This window comes from Streptococcus sp. A23, assembly GCF_043674155.1.
In the GTDB taxonomy this organism is placed as follows: domain Bacteria; phylum Bacillota; class Bacilli; order Lactobacillales; family Streptococcaceae; genus Streptococcus; species Streptococcus suis_V.
Window position 1 is genome coordinate 88,123 of sequence record NZ_JBIMJP010000006.1, and the last position, 18,854, is coordinate 106,976.

General features: G+C 42.6%; 22 protein-coding genes and 1 pseudogene. 8 read left to right on the forward strand and 15 right to left on the reverse strand.

The genetic code is table 11. From position 1 onward, the window contains the following. Positions 1-11: 11 nt before the first annotated feature. From ACHBIE_RS05120 to guaA, 7 genes are all read right to left on the reverse strand, one after another. Positions 12-884 carry a hypothetical protein gene (locus ACHBIE_RS05120; RefSeq protein WP_394732863.1) on the reverse strand — a complete coding sequence of 291 codons (873 nt, stop codon included), beginning with the start codon at positions 882-884 and terminating at the stop codon, positions 12-14. Positions 885-967: 83 nt separating this feature from the next. Then, positions 968-1,294, reverse strand: a complete 327-nt coding sequence (locus tag ACHBIE_RS05125) for a hypothetical protein (protein ID WP_394732864.1) — start codon at positions 1,292-1,294, stop codon at positions 968-970. Positions 1,295-1,306: 12 nt separating this feature from the next. Beyond that, positions 1,307-1,522: a hypothetical protein gene (locus ACHBIE_RS05130; RefSeq protein WP_172061925.1), complete on the reverse strand. Its 216-nt coding sequence runs from the start codon at positions 1,520-1,522 to the stop codon at positions 1,307-1,309. Between the two features lie 7 nt (positions 1,523-1,529). After that, complete coding sequence (locus ACHBIE_RS05135; RefSeq protein WP_172067222.1) at positions 1,530-1,775, reverse strand: glycerophosphodiester phosphodiesterase family protein; 246 nt, start codon at positions 1,773-1,775, stop codon at positions 1,530-1,532. A 17-nt stretch (positions 1,776-1,792) separates the two neighbouring features. After that, the gene (locus ACHBIE_RS05140; protein ID WP_394732865.1) at positions 1,793-2,389 is read right to left on the reverse strand and encodes an MFS transporter; all 597 of its coding nucleotides are present in this window, start codon (positions 2,387-2,389) and stop codon (positions 1,793-1,795) included. Then, positions 2,275-2,679, reverse strand: a complete 405-nt coding sequence (locus tag ACHBIE_RS05145) for an MFS transporter (RefSeq protein ID WP_161943416.1) — start codon at positions 2,677-2,679, stop codon at positions 2,275-2,277. The genes ACHBIE_RS05140 and ACHBIE_RS05145 overlap by 115 nt, the downstream gene beginning before the upstream one ends. A 162-nt stretch (positions 2,680-2,841) precedes the next feature. Then, on the reverse strand, positions 2,842-4,392 hold the full coding sequence (gene guaA, locus ACHBIE_RS05150; protein ID WP_105123329.1) for a glutamine-hydrolyzing GMP synthase: 1,551 nt from the start codon (positions 4,390-4,392) through the stop codon (positions 2,842-2,844). Positions 4,393-4,664: 272 nt separating this feature from the next. Between guaA and ACHBIE_RS05155 the strand changes: the two genes are divergently transcribed. Beyond that, on the forward strand, positions 4,665-5,363 hold the full coding sequence (locus tag ACHBIE_RS05155; RefSeq protein WP_105123328.1) for a GntR family transcriptional regulator: 699 nt from the start codon (positions 4,665-4,667) through the stop codon (positions 5,361-5,363). A gap of 32 nt (positions 5,364-5,395) precedes the next feature. On the opposite strand, the gene ACHBIE_RS05160 is transcribed toward ACHBIE_RS05155, so the two are convergent. Together ACHBIE_RS05160 and mazE are read right to left on the reverse strand one after the other, a co-directional pair. After that, complete coding sequence (locus ACHBIE_RS05160; RefSeq protein WP_105123327.1) at positions 5,396-5,740, reverse strand: type II toxin-antitoxin system PemK/MazF family toxin; 345 nt, start codon at positions 5,738-5,740, stop codon at positions 5,396-5,398. Beyond that, positions 5,730-5,944 (reverse strand): annotated as a pseudogene (mazE, locus tag ACHBIE_RS05165) (type II toxin-antitoxin system PemI/MazE family antitoxin). Before mazE ends, ACHBIE_RS05160 begins: the two are co-directional and overlap by 11 nt. A gap of 187 nt (positions 5,945-6,131) precedes the next feature. Between mazE and ACHBIE_RS05170 the strand changes: the two are divergent. The 7 genes from ACHBIE_RS05170 to ACHBIE_RS05200 all read left to right on the forward strand — a co-directional run bounded on the left by ACHBIE_RS05170 (position 6,132) and on the right by ACHBIE_RS05200 (position 13,186). Beyond that, positions 6,132-6,464 (forward strand): putative DNA-binding protein, encoded by a 333-nt coding sequence (locus tag ACHBIE_RS05170; protein WP_105110178.1) that lies wholly within the window; start codon positions 6,132-6,134, stop codon positions 6,462-6,464. 11 nt (positions 6,465-6,475) lie between these two features. Next, entirely contained in the window at positions 6,476-8,044 is a 1,569-nt protein-coding gene (gene ffh, locus ACHBIE_RS05175; protein WP_394732866.1) for a signal recognition particle protein, read from the forward strand. 30 nt (positions 8,045-8,074) lie between these two features. Continuing rightward, positions 8,075-9,526, forward strand: coding sequence for an alpha-amylase (locus ACHBIE_RS05180; RefSeq protein WP_394732867.1), 1,452 nt, complete (start codon positions 8,075-8,077; stop codon positions 9,524-9,526). A gap of 298 nt (positions 9,527-9,824) precedes the next feature. Further along, positions 9,825-10,226: a glucosaminidase domain-containing protein gene (locus tag ACHBIE_RS05185; protein ID WP_105123324.1), complete on the forward strand. Its 402-nt coding sequence runs from the start codon at positions 9,825-9,827 to the stop codon at positions 10,224-10,226. 233 nt (positions 10,227-10,459) lie between these two features. Further along, a complete protein-coding gene (locus ACHBIE_RS05190; RefSeq protein WP_394732868.1) occupies positions 10,460-11,116 on the forward strand; it encodes a SatD family protein in 657 nt (218 codons plus the stop codon). 281 nt (positions 11,117-11,397) lie between these two features. Further along, entirely contained in the window at positions 11,398-12,468 is a 1,071-nt protein-coding gene (xerS, locus tag ACHBIE_RS05195) for a tyrosine recombinase XerS (protein ID WP_105110182.1), read from the forward strand. Positions 12,469-12,562: 94 nt separating this feature from the next. Then, complete coding sequence (locus ACHBIE_RS05200; protein ID WP_105123301.1) at positions 12,563-13,186, forward strand: YitT family protein; 624 nt, start codon at positions 12,563-12,565, stop codon at positions 13,184-13,186. A gap of 98 nt (positions 13,187-13,284) precedes the next feature. Here ACHBIE_RS05200 and ACHBIE_RS05205 read toward each other — a convergent pair whose 3' ends face one another. From ACHBIE_RS05205 to relB, 6 genes are all read right to left on the reverse strand, one after another. Next, complete coding sequence (locus ACHBIE_RS05205; RefSeq protein WP_394732869.1) at positions 13,285-14,577, reverse strand: hypothetical protein; 1,293 nt, start codon at positions 14,575-14,577, stop codon at positions 13,285-13,287. 167 nt (positions 14,578-14,744) lie between these two features. Then, the gene (locus tag ACHBIE_RS05210; protein ID WP_394732870.1) at positions 14,745-16,250 is read right to left on the reverse strand and encodes a phosphomannomutase/phosphoglucomutase; all 1,506 of its coding nucleotides are present in this window, start codon (positions 16,248-16,250) and stop codon (positions 14,745-14,747) included. 60 nt (positions 16,251-16,310) lie between these two features. Further along, positions 16,311-17,249 carry a sensor histidine kinase gene (locus ACHBIE_RS05215; protein ID WP_394732871.1) on the reverse strand — a complete coding sequence of 313 codons (939 nt, stop codon included), beginning with the start codon at positions 17,247-17,249 and terminating at the stop codon, positions 16,311-16,313. Next, a complete protein-coding gene (locus ACHBIE_RS05220) occupies positions 17,246-17,911 on the reverse strand; it encodes a DNA-binding response regulator (RefSeq protein WP_394732872.1) in 666 nt (221 codons plus the stop codon). Before ACHBIE_RS05220 ends, ACHBIE_RS05215 begins: the two co-directional genes overlap by 4 nt. A gap of 41 nt (positions 17,912-17,952) precedes the next feature. After that, positions 17,953-18,219 (reverse strand): type II toxin-antitoxin system RelE/ParE family toxin, encoded by a 267-nt coding sequence (locus ACHBIE_RS05225; protein WP_024401228.1) that lies wholly within the window; start codon positions 18,217-18,219, stop codon positions 17,953-17,955. After that, a complete protein-coding gene (gene relB / locus ACHBIE_RS05230) occupies positions 18,209-18,448 on the reverse strand; it encodes a type II toxin-antitoxin system RelB family antitoxin (RefSeq protein WP_024411326.1) in 240 nt (79 codons plus the stop codon). The genes ACHBIE_RS05225 and relB overlap by 11 nt, the downstream gene beginning before the upstream one ends. Positions 18,449-18,854: the final 406 nt, after the last annotated feature.

Here is an 18,854-nt window from a genome sequence, read left to right on the forward strand (position 1 = left end):
AAAACTGGGTTTCATGCCCAGTTTTTACTTTTCCGTACACCGGTTCCAATTTTCTGCTGGTTTACTGTGTCCAAGAAGTGGTCATAGGTCTGTTTAACTGCGGGGAATTTTTGAGAGGTTCCAGTGGAAAGGGCTAGATTTTCTAGGAATATTGGGAAGCTTCCCTTTTTATAGAGTTCTCCTTGAAAGAAGAATTTATCAGTAATCTTGTCAATAAAGATGATCGAGGAGCGCCATCGGGCCTTTCGTGAATGGGACGGTTTCCAGGAGATTTTGATTTGCTGGTTATAAAAATACCAGCCCATGATATAAATCTTGGTTTCTTGCTGGCGTTTGATGTCATGATACGTACAGGGAAGGGCATAGATCGTGCCACGATTGGTTTGCAAGAAAGGCTTGAAATCACGGATTTTTTCGTAATCCTTCTGGTCAACGATTGTAAATCCTCTGTCCTTGGCATTTTTTTTCTCATCTACCGTGTAAGAATAGCGGTAGGGGTCAAAGATGATCGACCGTTCATGAACTCGGTAACGCTCTGCCATTTTCTTAAAATGAGGCAAGCTACCATAGTTTTCCAGCAAATAAGGTGTCGTAGCACCTCTATGGCTGATATTTGGCTGGATGTCAAGGATACGGCAGGTATCCAAGCTATCGAGAGGGACTGCACCAAGGCCAATCAGGAGTTGCTCCCTTGTAAAATGACTGGCAAAGCGGGCTTGGGAAGTCTGACCGTTCTCACTCTGGCTGTCTACAAAAAGCGTTTCGCCCTGGCTAAAAACGATTATATAATTCTCATGCTGTTCGGCTTTTCTTTCGATAGGAATGCTGTATAATTGGTGAAAAGTGGGTAAATCCAGGAGTTGTCCAAGTTTCATTTTTTTCATAAAACCAGTATAGCAGAAAATTTTCTGCAAATCCAGTTAAAAGTAAAACTTGTTAAACTTATTTTTAAAAAGAAATGCTCTGACTACATTTCCTTGGAATCAAAGCCTTCAAAGATTTGTATGTCAAAGCGTTTTTTATTGCTAATGTATGCTTGAGGGGTCTTTACTGTATAGACCACCAGAGGGATGCGAAAGAGCAGGCGAATTAGATTGAGCGATGGATTTTTCTGAAATTCATGCTCGTAGGTGATAAAGTCTGGTCGTGTGAGACAATTAGTCAGCAGGTGCTTGATAGCAAAGTAAATCAGCCCCTTTTGCCTACTTAAATCACCAGACAATTGTCTACGAATAGAGTTAGGGCGATGTTTCTTAAAATAGGCGACAACCTGGGGATTGAAGGATTCCACCATAAAAGCTCCTGTCTAGCTGTCCAGATAGCTGGTCACGCGCTGACAGACTTCCAGAACGTCCCTACTCTCCGACTTGGTTTCTACGATGAGAGGCACCTTGCCTGCTACCAGATCCAAGATATCAGCCAGGCGAGGAATGCCTTCTTGGCTATTGAAAAGCTTGTATTTTTGCAGTTTTTGATAGTGGCAATCTTCGATATTTTGGTCAATGCCAGAGGTTCTAAGCAAGCTGGGGTCATGGATGAGGGCTAGTTCCTTGTCCCTTGGTCATCCGGATGTCAAACTCGATACCGTAGCCTTTCTGCAAAGCTAGAGCATAGGCTGCCAGACTATTTTCCGGTGCAGCTCCGCTATTATCATAAAAAAACCTGTGAGCATAATCCCAGCCCAGAAAGGGACCAAAGTCAACCCGCCCCATGCGAGGCTTGAGCAAAAAAATCAATAAACCAATGAGAATGAGGAATCCGAGTAAATAAAGCATAGCAACCTTTCTAGGAACTATCCCCGTGCCGGACCAAAATCATTGTCAGCAAGGACAGGATGGAGAAGAGGAGGGCATAGGGAAAGAGGGCAATCCCAGCAACTCCATGAGAAGGGAGTCACAATCTGCGCCGCCATAGAGGCAGTGTAGTACATGCCAGTGTACTTGCCCACATCCGCAACATGACTCATCTCTACAATCATAGGCAGGGAATTAACATTGATGAAGGCCCAACCCACCCCCATAATAGCAAAAGACAGATAGACCAGGGCTGAAAAAGTGGCCAGGATGATACCGAGAAGATAGGTCGTGGAAAACAGGCAAATTCCTAATAAAATCGCCTTTCTGCGACCGATTTTTGTCCCTAAAAATCCAGAGGGAATATAGGTAATGATTGCTGCAATAGCAGCCAGCATGAGCGAGCGTGCCACCTGGCCAGCATCCATGTCCCAGACAGCGATAGCATAGCGTGAAAAAGCAGTCGTAATGCCGTTGTAGGCTATGAACCACAGGAAGATGGACACCAGCAGGAAAAAAAGGGAAATCTTGACTTCCTTGTCGAGCTCGCCCGTTCCTCTAGTCTTGTACTCTTCGTTTTGGACTGGGATGGCCATTTTTTCTCATCAATTTTCCAGCGGAGAATGGCAAAGCTGACTAGCAAAATGAGTCCAACTGTCAGGAAGAGGTCAGTATAGTCAGGCTGGTCTGACTTATCGACCAGCAGGGCTAGGGCAATGAGCGTTAGAATTGCACCGACAGCACCCATAAGATTGATGATGGCATTAGCCTTGCTACGCAAAGGCTTGGATGTCAAATCGGGCATGAGGGCAATAGCAGGAGCCCGAGAAATGGACATGGCAAATAAGACAAGTCCCAAGCCAAGATTGAAGAGCCAGAAAGGCACCAAAATAGGGTAGGAGAAAGAGAGAAAGAATATATTTGCTTTTAAGTAGGATGAGCTACCATTAATTTTGGTAGTTTTTATATTTTGGTGCTAAACTGGTGCTAACGATAAAAGAAAACCGATGAAACACTTTATTTCATGCGGTTTTTTGAGTAACTTATTCTATTCCCACTCAACTGTTGCTGGTGGTTTGCTTGTAATGTCGTAGACGATGCGGTTGACGTGGTCGACTTCGTTGACGATGCGGACAGAGATTTTTTGAAGGACATCCCACGGAAGCTTAGCAAAGTCAGCTGTCATGCCATCGACAGAAGTGATAGCACGGATAGCAATGGTATAGTCATAAGTACGACCGTCTCCCATGACACCTACCGAACGAACTCCAGTATTGACCGTGAAATACTGCCACACATCACGGTCCAGGCCAGCCTTGGCAATTTCCTCACGGAGGATAGCGTCTGACTCACGGACAGTGTAGAGTTTTTCCTCGGTGATTTCGCCCATGATACGGATAGCCAGTCCAGGACCTGGGAATGGCTGACGCCACACAACCTCATCAGGCATACCGAGTGCCGTACCTAGCGCACGTACTTCATCCTTGAAGAGGGTATTGAGCGGCTCAATCAACTCAAATTGCATATCCTCTGGAAGTCCGCCCACATTGTGGTGAGACTTGATTGTCTCAGCCGTATCCGTCCCAGACTCGATAATATCGGTGTAAAGCGTGCCTTGAGCCAGGAATTTTACATCTGTCAGCTTGCTTGCCTCGTCGTCAAATACGTAAACAAATTCATTGCCGATGATTTTACGTTTCTTCTCAGGGTCAGATACGCCAGCAAGCAAATCTAGGAAACGTTTAGAAGCGTCTACGCGAATGATATTGAGACCGAATTTGCCACCCAACATCTCCATAACCTGTTTGCCTTCATTCTTACGAAGAAGACCATGGTCAACGAAGATACAGGTCAACTGGTCACCGATTGCACGTTGCAGAAGGACACCGACAACAGACGAGTCCACACCGCCAGACAGACCCAGAAGAACCTTCTTGTCTCCAACAGTTGCACGGATTTTCTCGATTTCAGTCTCGATGAAGTTTTCCATGGTCCAGTCACCACGCGCACCACAGATACCAAAGGCAAAATTCTTCAAGATGTCATTACCGTATACGGAATGACGAACTTCTGGGTGGAACTGGATACCGTAGATGCGGCGTTCGGTATTTTCAATGGCAGCATAAGGGCAATCCGCAGACAGACCGACCAAGTGGAAGTCAGCTGGAATTTCCGTCACAGCGTCACCGTGGCTCATAAGAACCAATTGCTCAGAAGGAGTGTCAGCAAAAAGAGCTGACTCAGCCTTGAGTTCAAGTGTTGACTGACCATATTCACGGTTACCAGCCTCGCTAGCAGGCACCACCTTACCGCCCAATTTATGGGTAATCAGCTGCATACCGTAGCAAATCCCCAAAATTGGAATCCCCAGTTCAAAAATTTCTGGGTCAATGTCAAAAGCATTTTCCGCGTAAACTGAGTTTGGTCCACCAGAAAGAACTATACCAATCGGATTGATTTGGCGGACTTCCTCAGCAGTGATTTTGTGGTTTTTCAGTTCTGAAAAGACACCGAATTCACGGATGCGACGTGAAATCAGCTGGTTGTACTGGCTACCATAATCCAGAACGATAATTTTTTGGACATCTTGTTTTGTCATGTTTTTCCCTTTCTATTTGAAAATCATTCAAATACTGATAGCTATTTTACCATAAATACGAACATTTTCCAAACTATATTTGCCAATTATCAGTTTTCCAAACTATGGCGATTTTTTTGAAATCCCATGTTCGTTTTTTTCTAGATTTTACTCATTTTATTAAAGCAGATTACCAGTCATTGTTTGCCTGCCTTATTTTTACTCATAAAAAACAGCTGACCTTTGTAAAATTGGTCTAATTTTGGTAGACTAGACGGAGAGAGGTTTGACAAATGAAAGCAGCATATATTACCATTCACGATAAGATTAAGGAGCAGATTGACCAGGGTGTTTGGAAGATTGGCCAGCGCCTGCCCAGCGAGCGTGACCTGTCCGATGAGTTCGGCGTTTCCCGCATGACCCTGCGCCAAGGCATCACCCTCCTGGTCGAAGAAGGAGTGCTCCAGCGTAAGGTCGGTTCCGGCACCTATGTGGCCAGCACTCGGGTTCAAGAAAAGATGCGCGGCACGACCTCCTTTACAGAGTTGGTTCTCTTGCAGGGCAAAAAGCCGAGTAGCAAGCTCTTGTCTTATACTCGAACCAAACCAAATGAGAAAGAAGTTGAACAGCTAGCCTTGACCAAGGGGGAATATGTCGTCCGGATGGAACGGGTTCGCTATGCTGATAATGTCCCTGTCGTTTATGAAGTTGCCAGCATTCCGGAGCGTCTGATTAAAAGCGTTCCCAAGGAGGAAGTGACCAACCATTTCTTCAAGACCTTGACGGACAATGGCTATAAAATCGGCACCAGCAAGCAGACCATTTTTGCACGGCTGGCCAATGAGAAGGTGGCTAACTACCTAGACATCAGCAAAAATCAGCCAATTTTGGCTCTGAGGCAGGTTTCCTACCTGGATGACGGCCAGGCCTTTGAATTTGTGAACAGCCAGTACGTTGGCGAACGCTTTGAGTTTTATTTGGAGAATAATTAGGAAAAGAGCAAGCAAAATAGAGCCTTTCGACTCTATTCAAAAATATAATTGTAAAGCTGAATGACTTTCTGGAAAGTCCAAGTATCTAACTGTGTGATTTTGCTGGCATTCCTAGCTATGAAATCAAAAGTATAGAGTTGCGTAGGATTGACGAATCCGGCGACTTTTTCTGAGTCAATCGGCACAGATAGCCCGCGGCTCTCTAAAGTTTTTGCACCGTGTGTAATAGGACAGACAGCGACGAAACCTGTTGCTCGGCTGTATTTTTGACTGGAGATAACTAAAGCAGGACGGCGATTCTGAATTTCCTTGCCAGCAGAAGGGTCAAAATCAATCCAGATAATATCCTGCTTTTGAGGAATATATTCAACCTTCATTATCGAGTAACACCTCCCCTTCAAAGTCATTTTCCATGATGAAGGGTTCCATATTGTCAAAGGGATTAGGGATTTTGGACGCAAGAATAATCACATCATCAACTCCTTTGTAGACAAGGAATTCTTTGCCCTCACTAATACCTAGTTCTTTAGGAATGGTTACTGCCAGTGAATTACTACCTTACGCGTTTTCACAGTATTCATAAAAGTATACCTCCGTACATCGTATACACGATTTTGACAAAAAAGTCAAAGGTTTTTGAGTATTTTCGCTCGTTTTAAAACTCTCTAAATAGACGTAAATAAAATTATGCAAACAAATGATCCGTTTTCCCACTAGAAACGGATTTTCTTATTTATTAACGCTAGAATTTTTGATATAATAAAGTTTATGGAAATTGAAAAAACCAATCGAATGAATGCCTTATTTGAATTCTACGCTGCCTTATTGACGGACAAGCAAATGAACTATATCGAGCTATATTATGCGGATGATTATAGTTTAGCAGAGATAGCTGAGGAATTTCAGGTGAGCCGTCAGGCGGTTTATGATAACATCAAACGAACCGAAAAATTGCTAGAGGACTACGAAATGAAGTTGCACATGTACTCGGACTATGTTGTGCGCAGCCAAATTTTCGATGAGATTTTGGAAAAATATCCAGAAGATGCGTTTTTGCATGAAAAAATCTCTGTCCTAACCAGCATTGATAATCGAGATTAAAAGGAGAACACATGGCTTTTGAAAATTTAACCCAGCGTTTGCAGAACGTATTTAAAAATCTGCGTGGAAAAGGAAAAATCAGCGAGAGCGACATTCAAGAAGCGACCAAGGAAATCCGTTTGGCCTTGCTTGAGGCGGACGTAGCCTTGCCAGTCGTCAAAGATTTTATCAAGAAGGTGCGTGAGCGTGCCATTGGCCACGAAGTCATCGATACCCTCAATCCAGCTCAACAAATCATCAAGATTGTCGACGAAGAATTGACGGCGGTTCTGGGTTCGGAAACGGCTGAGATTATCAAATCACCGAAAATTCCAACCGTTATCATGATGGCTGGTCTCCAAGGTGCTGGTAAAACGACCTTTACCGGTAAATTGGCCAACAAACTCAAGCAAGAGGAGAATGCGCGTCCTCTCTTGATTGCGGCGGATATTTACCGTCCAGCGGCCATTGACCAGTTGAAAACGCTAGGGCAACAGATTGACGTTCCTGTCTTTGAATTGGGCAACCAAGTTCCTGCCCTTGAAATTGTGCGCCAAGGTTTGGAACAAGCCAAAGCCAACCACAATGACTATGTCCTAATCGATACAGCCGGTCGTTTGCAGATTGACCAAGCCCTGATGGCGGAATTGCGTGATATTAAAGACTTTGTCCAACCAAATGAAATCCTCTTGGTAGTCGATGCCATGATTGGTCAAGAGGCCGCTAATGTTGCCAAGGAATTTAATGACCAGTTGGCGATCACTGGTGTTATTTTGACTAAGATTGACGGTGATACGCGTGGTGGTGCGGCGCTTTCTGTTCGTCACATTACTGGCCAACCTATCAAATTCACTGGTACTGGTGAGAAGATTACGGACATCGAAACCTTCCATCCAGACCGTATGTCATCTCGTATTCTCGGTATGGGGGATATGTTGACGCTGATTGAAAAGGCCAGCAAGGAGTACGACGAGAAGAAATCATTGGAACTGGCGGAAAAAATGCGCGAGAACACCTTTGATTTCAACGATTTCATTGACCAGCTCGACCAAGTACAAAGCATGGGACCGATGGAAGACTTGCTCAAAATGCTTCCTGGTATGTCAACCAATCCAGCTCTGGCAAATCTAAAGGTTGACCAAAAACAGATTGCTCGTAAGCGTGCCATTGTGTCCTCAATGACGCCTGAAGAACGAGAAAATCCGGATTTATTAACTCCGAGCCGTCGCCGTCGGATTGCGGAAGGTTCAGGGAATAGCTTTGTCGAAGTCAATAAATTTATCAAGGATTTCAACCAAGCAAAATCCCTCATGCAAGGCATGATGTCTGGTGACATGAGCAAAATGATGAAACAGATGGGAATTAACCCTAATAATCTTCCGAAAAATATGCCAAACAATATGGATATGTCTGCCTTAGAAGATATGATGGGTGGTAGCGGAATGCCCGATATGAGCCAACTGATAGGCGGGGCTGGTATGCCTGACATGTCATCCATGTTTGGTGGTGGGCTCAAAGGCAAGATTGGAAAATTTGCCATGGAGCAGGCCATGAAACGTCAAGTCAACAAGATGAAAAAAGCTAAGAAAAAGCGTAAATAATCCGTTCTCCACAAATAGAAAGAAGATTTGATGACACGTTCTACATTAATGCAATACTTTGAATGGTATCTGCCTGCTGATCACGACCATTGGAATCGGCTAAAAAATGACGCTCCGCATCTGAAAGAATTAGGAATTAGCCATGTTTGGACGCCACCTGCCTTTAAAGCGACAGGACCAGATGACGTCGGCTATGGGATTTATGACCTGTTTGATTTGGGAGAATTCGACCAAAAAGGTACCATTTCAACCAAATACGGAACAAAAGATGAGTATCTGGCTGCTATTCATGCTCTCAACGAACAAGGGATAGCAGTGATTGCGGATATTGTCCTCAACCACAAAGCTGGTGGAGACTACCAAGAAAGCTTCCAAGTTCGTCGGATGAACCCTGATAATCGGCAAGAAAGTCTTTCTGAACCCTATGAAATCAAGGGTTATACTGGTTATGATTTCCAAGGTCGTAACGATGCCTACAATGATTTTAAGTGGCATTGGTATCATTTCACAGGGCTTGATTTTGATGCTGCCCACAATGAAACGGGCATTTATCAAATCGTAGGAGAGAACAAGGGCTGGGCCAATCAAGATCAGGTCGACGGAGAGCACGGGAACTACGATTACCTGATGTTCAATGACATTGATTTCAAACACCCAGAAGTAGTAGAGCATCTCAAAGATTGGGTAAAATGGTTTATCGAAACAACTCAGGTTGATGGCTTTCGGATTGACGCTGCCAAGCATATTGGGGAAGATTATATCGCTTCCTTTATGGAATTTGTCCGACAAGAAATTAAGCCTGACCTGTACGCTTTCGCAGAATATTGGAAAGACAGTGAAGCAGATAGTCAAAGTTATATCGACGGTACAGATTACCAACTTGACTTGGTGGACGTTCCGCTCCACATGAATTTCTTTCAGGCGGGTAATGAAGGGCAATCTTTCGATTTACGGACCATTTTTGATGGTAGCTTGGTGAAAACAAAGCCTGATTTTGCCGTTACATTTGTCGAAAACCATGATACACAACGTGGACAGGCGCTAGAATCAACAGTCGCAGATTGGTTCAAACCAGCTGCTTACGCCTTAATTTTGCTACGTCAACAAGGATTGCCAACCTTATTCTACGGTGATTATTACGGTATTTCAGGTGAATTTGGACAAGCTGCCTTCAATGAAATCTTGGATAAATTACTTGCTATCCGTCAACATCATACCTACGGTCCACAGATTGATTATCTCGATCATCCAAATTGTATTGGTTGGGTTTGCCAAGGGGATAATGAGCATCCTAAAGGTCTAGCCTGCGTTATCAGCAATGCAGATGAAGGATACAAAGACATGGATATGGGAACTTTAAATGCTGGAAAAGTATTTGTAGATGCAACCGGTCATCGACAAGACACCGTTCAATTAGATGAAAATGGATGGGGGCGTTTCTATGTTAATCCAGGCTCGGTTTCCGTATGGGTAGAAGAATAACTAACAATTAAGTTTGCATAACGAATGTTATGTAGACTTTTTTTGTAATATAAGTTATAAAGTAAACTATCTTGAGTATTAATGTCTGAAAATTGTATAATGATTACCATTAAACTATGAAAAAGGATTTAGGTATTATGCAGTATTCAAGAAGTCAATATTTTCAATCAATGAAAAAACATCCTCTCTCAATATTACTGACAGTGGTATTGTCTATTTTAACGATTTGTTTATTTGTATTTGGGAATAAGACGATTCGACAGGCTGAAGCTACAGATATGATTTGTATCCATCTGTCATGATTGCACAGGCTATACATGAATCTAATTATGGACAATCTGGGTTATCAATTTCCCTGTACAATAACTTATTTGGTATCAAGGGAGCATACAATGAACAATCTGTATCCCTTCAAACATATGTAAACATTGTTCGCCAACCTCACTTTAACAGTGTTTGGCGTTCCAACACCAGTAGCTACTTGGATGCTACTAATGCTTTAACTGGTACATACGCAACAGATACAGCCTACGCTGCAAAACTTAATGATATCATTGAACTTCATGGATTGACACAATACGATGGATATTATACTAATGAGAATGTTTCGTCAGTAGCTAATTTAATTTGGAATCCATATCGCGCACAATATACAACTCAAGAGACTCTAAATCTTGATATCGCTTGGGCAAATCGCTAGAATCTTCTATTCATCTATATTTATCCGTACAACAATGAACTAACTAAACCCAGCTAGACTGATTATTCAATTTAGCTGGGTTTTAATATGTAAAAGGTAAAAAAGTCAGGTAAGTGCTAGTATAGTTTCTTTCAGTCTTGATAGAAGTTTAGTAATGACCTAGTTGTATAACAAATATTTTAAATAATTCCATTATAATGGACATTTTTATATTTTTCCATTAAAATAGAATGATGAATAAAATGATGATGATTACTGGCCAGATTACACCTTTATCAAGCCAATCACAAACAGAAATAAACATTCTCACGATTATTAGTCGTCTAAATCAGGTTTATGCTAGTCAATTATTGACTGATTTTACTCTCCATAGAGGTGGACTGCTAGAGGCTCAAGTCAAACCCAACGCGGATTTATTGCAAATTCTTGATTATTTACATCTGTCTCTGGCCGAAGGTTATCAGTTGCAAATAGGAATTGGTTTGGGTGATCTGGATGATGCAGTGCAGAAAACCAGCATTTTCTCAAGCAATTCTCAAGCTCAGCGTGAGGCTGAGAAAGCTCTAACTTTGGTCCAGACACAAGACGATTACGGAAGTAGAGCCAACGGATTTTCTTCCGACTATCCCCATATTGACAAGGTCATTAACAGTCTTTTAGCGACCAGCGATTTTATGCGAGATCGGTGGAGTCATTCGCAAAAGGAATTCATCCTAAGATTGGTAGAGACTGGCATTTATTCTGAACATTTTAAGCAAAAATCCCTAGCTCAGAAACTGAAACTCAGTCAAAGTGCCTTTACAAAACGGGTCAAATCAACAGGCATCAAGGTCTATCTCCGTAATCAAGAAACAGCTATGGAGTTAATGATGCAGTTATCAAATAAATAAAAAATAGTTTACATAATATTTAATATGCAAAAGTACATTTTTAGCTGATTTTTACTAAAAAATTTTTTTTGGTTATGTTGTTGAAAATCTATATAACATCTTTCCGAAAAACTATAATTTTCTTGAAACTTATATAAAACTATGGTATACTACTGGTATGATAACTAGAAAAAATTTTTGCCGAAAATATGTACTTTATAATTTCGAAATAAATGCGAAGGCTGTGAATTCTTCCAAAATACAATCCTTAATTTTAAATAAAATATCTCGGAGAAATCATCATGCGTCGTGAATTATTATTGGAAAAAATTGAGGAATTGAAAGAAATCATGCCTTGGTATGTCTTGGATTATTACCAATCCAAGTTGGCGGTTCCCTATAGTTTTACAACCCTTTATGAATACCTCAAAGAATATCGTCGTTTTTTTGAGTGGTTACAGGATTCAGATTTGGTATCTGTGGAACGGATTGCTGACATTCCGTTGGATATTCTGGAACATTTGACCAAAAAAGATATGGAAGCCTTCATTCTTTATCTGCGGGAGCGCCCCTTGCTGAACGCCAATACCACGCAGAATGGTGTGTCGCAGACCACCATTAACCGCACTCTGTCGGCACTTTCTAGTCTCTTCAAGTATTTAACCGAAGAAGTGGAAAATGATCAGGGTGAGCCCTACTTCTACCGTAATGTCATGAAAAAGGTGTCGACCAAGAAGAAAAAAGAAACCTTGGCTGCCCGGGCGGAAAATATCAAGCAGAAACTCTTTTTGGGCGACGAGACCATGGAATTTCTGGAATACGTGGACACAGAATACGAAAATAAACTCTCCAACCGTGCAAAATCTTCTTTCCGAAAAAATAAGGAGCGTGATTTAGCCATTCTTGCCCTGCTCTTGGCCTCTGGCGTCCGTCTGTCTGAGGCCGTCAATTTGGACCTCAAGGATGTTAATCTGAAATTGATGATTATCGAAGTCACTCGAAAAGGTGGTAAACGGGATTCTGTTAATATTGCTGGCTTTGCCAAGCCCTATCTGGAAGCCTATATGACCATCCGGCAGCAACGCTACAAGGCAGAAAAGACTGACGTCGCATTCTTTCTTTCCGAATATCGTGGGATACCCAATCGCATGGATGCCTCTTCTATTGAAAAAATGGTTGCCAAGTATTCGGCTGATTTCAAAATTCGTGTAACGCCCCACAAACTCCGCCACACACTTGCGACCAGACTCTATGATGCAACCAAGTCGCAGGTCTTGGTCAGCCATCAACTGGGGCATGCCAATACGCAAGTTACTGATTTGTATACCCATATTGTCAATGATGAGCAAAAAAATGCATTGGACAAACTATGATTTACATAATTTGTTTTATACAAAAGTCAATAACAAATCTACTAATTAGTGAGTTAATGCTTGATTTTTGTCGATATTGTATTAAAATATAATTATGAAAATCGTAAAATTTGTTATTGGAATCACAATCATGGCCATTGCTGTTGCCATGTCAAAAATATCCCTGCTCGGCACATCGCCGATTGCTGCTGTGCCCAACGTCGTCTCAGAATCTATGGGTTCATCCATCGGTCTGAACACGGCGCTCTTCTTAGCCCTGCTAGTTGTTATTCAGCTCGTCTTGGCTAGTCCAAAGAAGATGAGCGAGGCAATTCCTTACCTCATTCAGTTAATACCCGGAACCTTGTTTGGCTTGTTTATTAACTTTTTCTACGGTCTGCTCGCTCCAATCTTGTCCAGTAAATCTTATCCAGTCCAGTTGATTGTCTTGATTATCTCTGTCTTTATCTTGGCAATCGGTGTCATTGTTGAGGTCAATGCGGATACGATTGTCATGCCGGGCGAAGGGTTGCCCAAAACAATTGCCCAAGTGACCAATAAACCATTTTCTAGCGTCAAATTGGCCTGTGATATTGGAATGGTTGTAACAGCGCTTCTTCTCTCTTTCCTCTTTGGTAATCCATTTTTAGGAATTCGCGAAGGAACAATTATTGCCATGCTCTTCACTGGACCAATTATCTCGCTCTTGCAACAACTTGCTTTCAGAAGAAAAAAATGAGGTTGGACTTCCAATCTCATTTTTCTATGCCAATTTTCTAATCGGAATTTACTACTAAAAACGAGACCAGGAAATCCTAGGCTCGTTTAGCTTCATTCTTAAAATCGTTTTTCAACAGTTTCATCGCTGAAGGTTTTGCTATTGTTGCCCAGTGCAGCGACTTTACCATCCAATGCGACTTGGTCTAAACGACCGCCTTCTTCCATAGTGACAGTTGTAACATTATCACCGTGGCTAAGGATAGAGCCTTTGACATGAAGTTCATGAAGGTAACCGCCATCTTTGATAGAAAAGGCATAGGCTGGAAGATCCACGTTGACACCTTTTACAAGAGATTGGCCAACACCACCGTGGGTCGTAATATCGCCTTCAATATGCAGTTCACCGACTTCTTTGGAAATTTGAATACCAACAGCACCATCATTGTAGGTATTGATTTCAGCAAAATGACCGACTTTCAAGGTACCATCGTATTGATTGTAGGCGCGAGCTCCGACACCGTAGGTAGAAATGGCTTTTTTCGCTTGGAAATCATTGACAGTACCGAAGTTTACGAAACCAACACCAGATTGACCGTAGGAAATCACTTCATCTTCTACGACCCATTTATCAACAGTTCCCCAAGCATCCAAGACCATGTCATTGACGCCGTAAGTAACGGTTTTACCGAGCTGATACAATTCGTGAACATGGGCACCATAGACAACAAAGACACCACCGGTGATGAAATCTGCCGCACCTTGAGGAAGGAGACCGGTAGAATAAACTGAACCCAAGACCATTTTATCCATCACAACTTGACCACCAGCATCATTGAAACCTGAAATAAAGACACCAGATCCGATGACAGGTTGACCGTCTTGACCGACGTTCAATTCACTGATAGCTGCTGTAATCTTACTGTTAGCATCGGGGTTAAAATTGTAAAGGGTATAAGCACCTTGCAGGACGTTTACGCCATATTTTTGTGGTTGCTCAAGGTAGGTGCGCGTATCTGCTTTGCGAACCAAGACGTTGTGTGTGTCGACATGTGCAGTCATGGTTGGTGCACGGAAAATCATTGAAATTTGACCGTCCACGATCAAGTTTTCAAGTGAAATCTGACCAAAGTTGTCACGAACTTGTTGTGGCACAAGTGAAATAGCTTTCTTATCTTGAAGAGCTGAGATTGTTAAATCAGAAATCTTAGCATCACCTTTCAAGATAAAACCATCAGAATGTGAAAAGAATACAGTTGGCAGAACGCCATTTTCTTGTGCTTGACCTTTGATGTCGATACCAGCTGGAAGATAGATGGAACTTGCAAAAGTCATGGTACGTGTGATAACAATTTCTTTTTCATTATTGTCCAAAGCGTTAATTAATTGAGTAGGATTTGAAACGAGTGTCATGTTAAGTACCTCACTTTCTTTCTGTAAGTCTATTTTATCACTAATTATTGATAAGTCAAGCATTTTGTGTGAAAATTTAAGAAAAAATCTTGTAAATGTTTTCAAAACTGCTTAAAACTAGCCAGAAAAACACCAAAAAGCCAACCAAGTGGCTGACTTTCATCTAATTATACTAATTCTTTTAATTTTGTCTGATTAACAGCTGGATAGCCGTCCAAGAATTCAGATAAACGTTTCAAAATGCTCAGCATATAACCTGATTGGTCGTTTTCAATTTGAAGGACCAGGAGCGGTTCGTGGAGACTCATGCGGAGAAGGAACCAGCCGTCTCCATAAGGGTCTGTTACATCAAATCGCACTCCTTCTTCATTCTCTGGATTGAAAATAAAACTGGCAATGGATGTCGCTTGCAAGTCGGCAATGACTTGCTCACCTAGCGCGCGATAATCCTCAACCTCCAACTTAAAGCGCACTTCCTGCGTTTCTAAAGGTTGTTTCAGCTGTGCAATCAAATCATCCAGGGACTTGCCATCCTTTTGCAACTGAGGCAGAAGCATGAGAATTTTGGCAGCCACATAGGTACCGTCATCCAAGAAATAATTTTCCTTAAAGGCTGCATGACCTGACGTCTCGATAGCCAATTGACAATCCACACCAGCTTGGTTGGCAGCAATGGCGCGATTGATCACATTACGATAACCTGAAATATAGCGAATTTGCTTGCCACCCAGACTTTCGATAAAATCTTTTAGGTGTTCTGAGGTTGGGGAATTGGTGACAATGCTCGTACCCGGATGCTCGGACAAGGTAATTTGAGCCAAGACAGCAATTAGATTGTTACGATTGAGAATTTGTCCTGACTTGGTAACCAAGGCAGCGCGGTCCACATCTGTATCAAAGATAATGCCCAAGTCGGCACCTTGTTTAAGTACTGCTTGACGAATACTTTCCATGGCCTCTTTGTTGTCGGGATTTGGGACATGATTAGGGAAGGTGCCGTTCGGTTCTAAAAACTGTGAACCCGTTGTATCAGCTCCCAGCTCGGCCAAAACTTTTTCCGCAAAGAAACCGCCTGCACCATTTCCAGCATCGACGATGATATTGAGTCCGGTCAACGGCTTGTCTTGACCATCGCAGGCTGTACGAATCTTATCAACCAAATCTTGGGCATAAGGCGTAATCAGATCCGCATGGGTCAGACTTCCCAGACTTAAGGCTGGGAATGCCTCCGTATGCGACAAGATATAGTCAATATCCTCGTGTTCCGCTCCGCCATTTTGCGAAAAAATCTTGAGACCATTAAAATAATAAGGCAGATGGCTGGCAGTAATCATCACCCCTGCGTGGCAGGCAAACTGCGGATACTGGGTGCTCATGAAGAGAGCTGGCGTTGTGGCCATACCAAAGTCAATCACCTGAACCCCCAGACCAACAGCTTCTTCGATAAAAGCATCTGCCAAATCTGGACCGCTCAGACGGCTATCACGACCGATACCAATGGTCAATTTTCCTTCTTTATAGAGCGTGGACAATTCCTGATTTTGGGTCAGCCAATGAATCAACCCTCTAACAATTTCCTTGGTTGCTTGGGGCGTCAATTTAACAGCATATTCGTCAGTAGCAATGGCAATCCCGCGAATGTCGGATCCATTTTGCAAAACATGATGAGACATAAAAAACCTCCAATGAAATACTATCCTTAGTATAGCACTTTTGGAGGCGGTTGCAAACTCTTAATCTGATTTAAATATCCGCACATTTGTCCCAACTTCAACCTGACTGTCCACATCAATATCTAATTCTAGCTGGTGCAAGACGCGCTTGGTGAGATAGAGCCCAAAACCAGTGGCTTTCTGGTGTTCACGTCCATTATAGCCCGTAAAACCTTCGTCAAAAAGGCGCGGAATATCCTCGGGCAAAATGCCTAATCCTGTATCAGAAATCGTGATTCCCTTGTCCAAGGCAATGGTCACTGAACCACCTGTTTTGTTGTATTTCAGGGCATTGTCTAAGACTTGCGATAGGGCGAAACTCAGCCACTTGCGGTCTGTTTTCAGCTGCCAATCCCCGTCGATAGCGACACTTATATCTCGTTGCAGAAATTGTTGCCGGTATTTCTTGACCAAATCCACCACTACTTCTCTCACTTGGACCATTTCGAAGCGAAAATCCGAAGCTTGATTGGACAACTTGAGATAATTGAGTAAATTAGCCATGTAATTGTCCAAGCGCAGCAATTGTTGGTCAACATCTGCCTGATGTAAATTGTCCGTCTGGCTCATGAGGGATAGGGCAGCCAAAGGAACCTTCATCTGGTGGGACCACATTTTTACCAGAGCCTGCAAATCCTCTTCACGCGTTTTATAGGCCAATAACTGCTCCTGCCACTGCTCCTTTTCCGTTGAAAGGACCTGTAAATAGGCCAGATCAGACGGTTTATCCAGCAAGGCAAGGTCCTTATCTGTTAGATTTTCCAAGGCTTGCATTCGCTGGCGGAATTTCCAATAGAGACCAAGACTGAAAAGAATCAAGATGGTCAAGGAAAATAGCAGAGCTTGGTACAAGAATGTAAGGGGAAGCCGATAGAGATAGAAGAGCAGGATAAAACCGCCAACTAGCAAGAGGTAGGCTAGCAATAAACTCCTGTATTCTCTTAAAAATTTGGCTATCATTTGACAAGATACCCCACTCCCCGCACTGTATGAATGCGGTCAAAACCCAGTTCACCTGTTTTCTTGCGTAGTCGGGTCATATTGACATTGAGTGTATTCTGGTCGATAAATTCTTCGTTTTCCCACAAGCTTTCCAACAAGACTTCCTTGCTCACAATCTGCCCAACCTGTTGCATAAGTGGCGTTAAGATTTTCGTTTCTGTCGGAGAGAGCTGGATACTGGTTTGACCATCAGAAAAGCGCCCGTCAGGACTGAGTTTAAACTGGTCCACTTGCAAATCCGCTGTCTTACTAAATTGTTTGACCCGACGTAAGAAGGCTGCGATTTTAGCATCGAGAATAGTCAGCGAAAAGGGCTTAGCTACAAAATCATCTCCGCCCATATTCATGGCCATGACTGCATTCATTTCATCGTCGCTAGAAGATATAAAAATAATCGGCATGGTCATGGATTTCCGAATTTCCGTCGTCCAGTAAAACCCATTGTAATAAGGCAGGCTAATATCCATCAAGACCAGGTCTGGTTGGAACTCAACCACTTCTTGACTGACTGCCCGGAAATTCTGCACACTTTCCACCTGATATGATTTTCCCAGATGCTGCTTCAAGAGCTGGACAATCATCTCATCGTCTTCAACAATATAAATCTTCTCTTTTTTCATCTTCTTCATTCTGCAAAAGCCAGGACACAGGTCTTGGCTTTCTATTTATATATTTCTTTCCGATGCCCGACTTCAAGGGCTGTTACGATCAATTTATCATCCTCAATGCTGACAATGACCCTGTAATTACCGATACGGTACCGCCATTGGCCTGAACGATTGGCAGTTAAGGCTTTTCCGTATTGTCTGGGATTGTCGCACCCGTCAATATGCTTGTAAAGATACCGCAAAATCAAACTTGCAGCCGTTTTATCCATCTTTCGAATTTGCTTTTGAGCCTTAGCAGACAAAATAACCTTATAACTCAATGCCCAACTCCTCAGCCATTTGTTCTAATGTTATCGGCTCAATGCCATTCGCCAAGTCTTCTTGGTATTCTGCCCAAGCAAGGTCTGCCACACGCGCATCGTATTCGTCTTCAAGGGCTTCAAGGGTTTTAGTCCGAATGAGTTCTGATAAACTCACGCCTTCAAACTTTGCCATAGCTTGCATAAAGAGTTTGTCCTGCTCAGATACTTTCAATGTGATAGCTGCCATTTTTCTTACCTCTTATAGTATTCCTTTGGTATTACCATTGTAACACCATTTCCTTGAAAAAGCAAGAGGCTGGGCAGAAAGTCCAGCCTCGCTTCTCAGAGTTTGTGTCAACATCTCAGCGCAGTGGTTGATTGGCAGATTTGCTTGTGTTTCACACTCCAAATCTGACCATTACGACTGTTGCGAACAAAGTTCGCTTTATCTCCAACCTCAAACTGTCTACCAGACAGTTTGAGCTGTGCGGGGGTGGGAGTGAAACAGTCTGGGGATAGACTGTTTCAGCTCAACAACTAGAAATAAAGACTTGTTGACGAACTTTTTTTAAACTGGTCGAGTTCTTATACGAAAACTCAAAAGAATACAAAAACTCCCTCCCTATGATATAATCAAAGCGAAAAAATTTTTT

Coding starts and splice junctions, on each gene's coding strand:
- ACHBIE_RS05120 (WP_394732863.1), bottom strand. CDS start 884: ATGAAAAAAATGAAACTTGGACAACTCCTGGATTTACCCACTTTTCAC.
- ACHBIE_RS05125 (WP_394732864.1), bottom strand. CDS start 1,294: ATGGTGGAATCCTTCAATCCCCAGGTTGTCGCCTATTTTAAGAAACAT.
- ACHBIE_RS05135 (WP_172067222.1), bottom strand. CDS start 1,775: ATGCTTTATTTACTCGGATTCCTCATTCTCATTGGTTTATTGATTTTT.
- ACHBIE_RS05140 (WP_394732865.1), bottom strand. CDS start 2,389: ATGGCCATCCCAGTCCAAAACGAAGAGTACAAGACTAGAGGAACGGGC.
- guaA (WP_105123329.1), bottom strand. CDS start 4,392: ATGACAAAACAAGATGTCCAAAAAATTATCGTTCTGGATTATGGTAGC.
- ACHBIE_RS05155 (WP_105123328.1), top strand. CDS start 4,665: ATGAAAGCAGCATATATTACCATTCACGATAAGATTAAGGAGCAGATT.
- ACHBIE_RS05160 (WP_105123327.1), bottom strand. CDS start 5,740: ATGAAGGTTGAATATATTCCTCAAAAGCAGGATATTATCTGGATTGAT.
- ACHBIE_RS05170 (WP_105110178.1), top strand. CDS start 6,132: ATGGAAATTGAAAAAACCAATCGAATGAATGCCTTATTTGAATTCTAC.
- ffh (WP_394732866.1), top strand. CDS start 6,476: ATGGCTTTTGAAAATTTAACCCAGCGTTTGCAGAACGTATTTAAAAAT.
- ACHBIE_RS05180 (WP_394732867.1), top strand. CDS start 8,075: ATGACACGTTCTACATTAATGCAATACTTTGAATGGTATCTGCCTGCT.
- ACHBIE_RS05185 (WP_105123324.1), top strand. CDS start 9,825: ATGATTGCACAGGCTATACATGAATCTAATTATGGACAATCTGGGTTA.
- ACHBIE_RS05190 (WP_394732868.1), top strand. CDS start 10,460: ATGAATAAAATGATGATGATTACTGGCCAGATTACACCTTTATCAAGC.
- xerS (WP_105110182.1), top strand. CDS start 11,398: ATGCGTCGTGAATTATTATTGGAAAAAATTGAGGAATTGAAAGAAATC.
- ACHBIE_RS05200 (WP_105123301.1), top strand. CDS start 12,563: ATGAAAATCGTAAAATTTGTTATTGGAATCACAATCATGGCCATTGCT.
- ACHBIE_RS05205 (WP_394732869.1), bottom strand. CDS start 14,577: ATGACACTCGTTTCAAATCCTACTCAATTAATTAACGCTTTGGACAAT.
- ACHBIE_RS05210 (WP_394732870.1), bottom strand. CDS start 16,250: ATGTCTCATCATGTTTTGCAAAATGGATCCGACATTCGCGGGATTGCC.
- ACHBIE_RS05215 (WP_394732871.1), bottom strand. CDS start 17,249: ATGATAGCCAAATTTTTAAGAGAATACAGGAGTTTATTGCTAGCCTAC.
- ACHBIE_RS05220 (WP_394732872.1), bottom strand. CDS start 17,911: ATGAAAAAAGAGAAGATTTATATTGTTGAAGACGATGAGATGATTGTC.
- relB (WP_024411326.1), bottom strand. CDS start 18,448: ATGGCAGCTATCACATTGAAAGTATCTGAGCAGGACAAACTCTTTATG.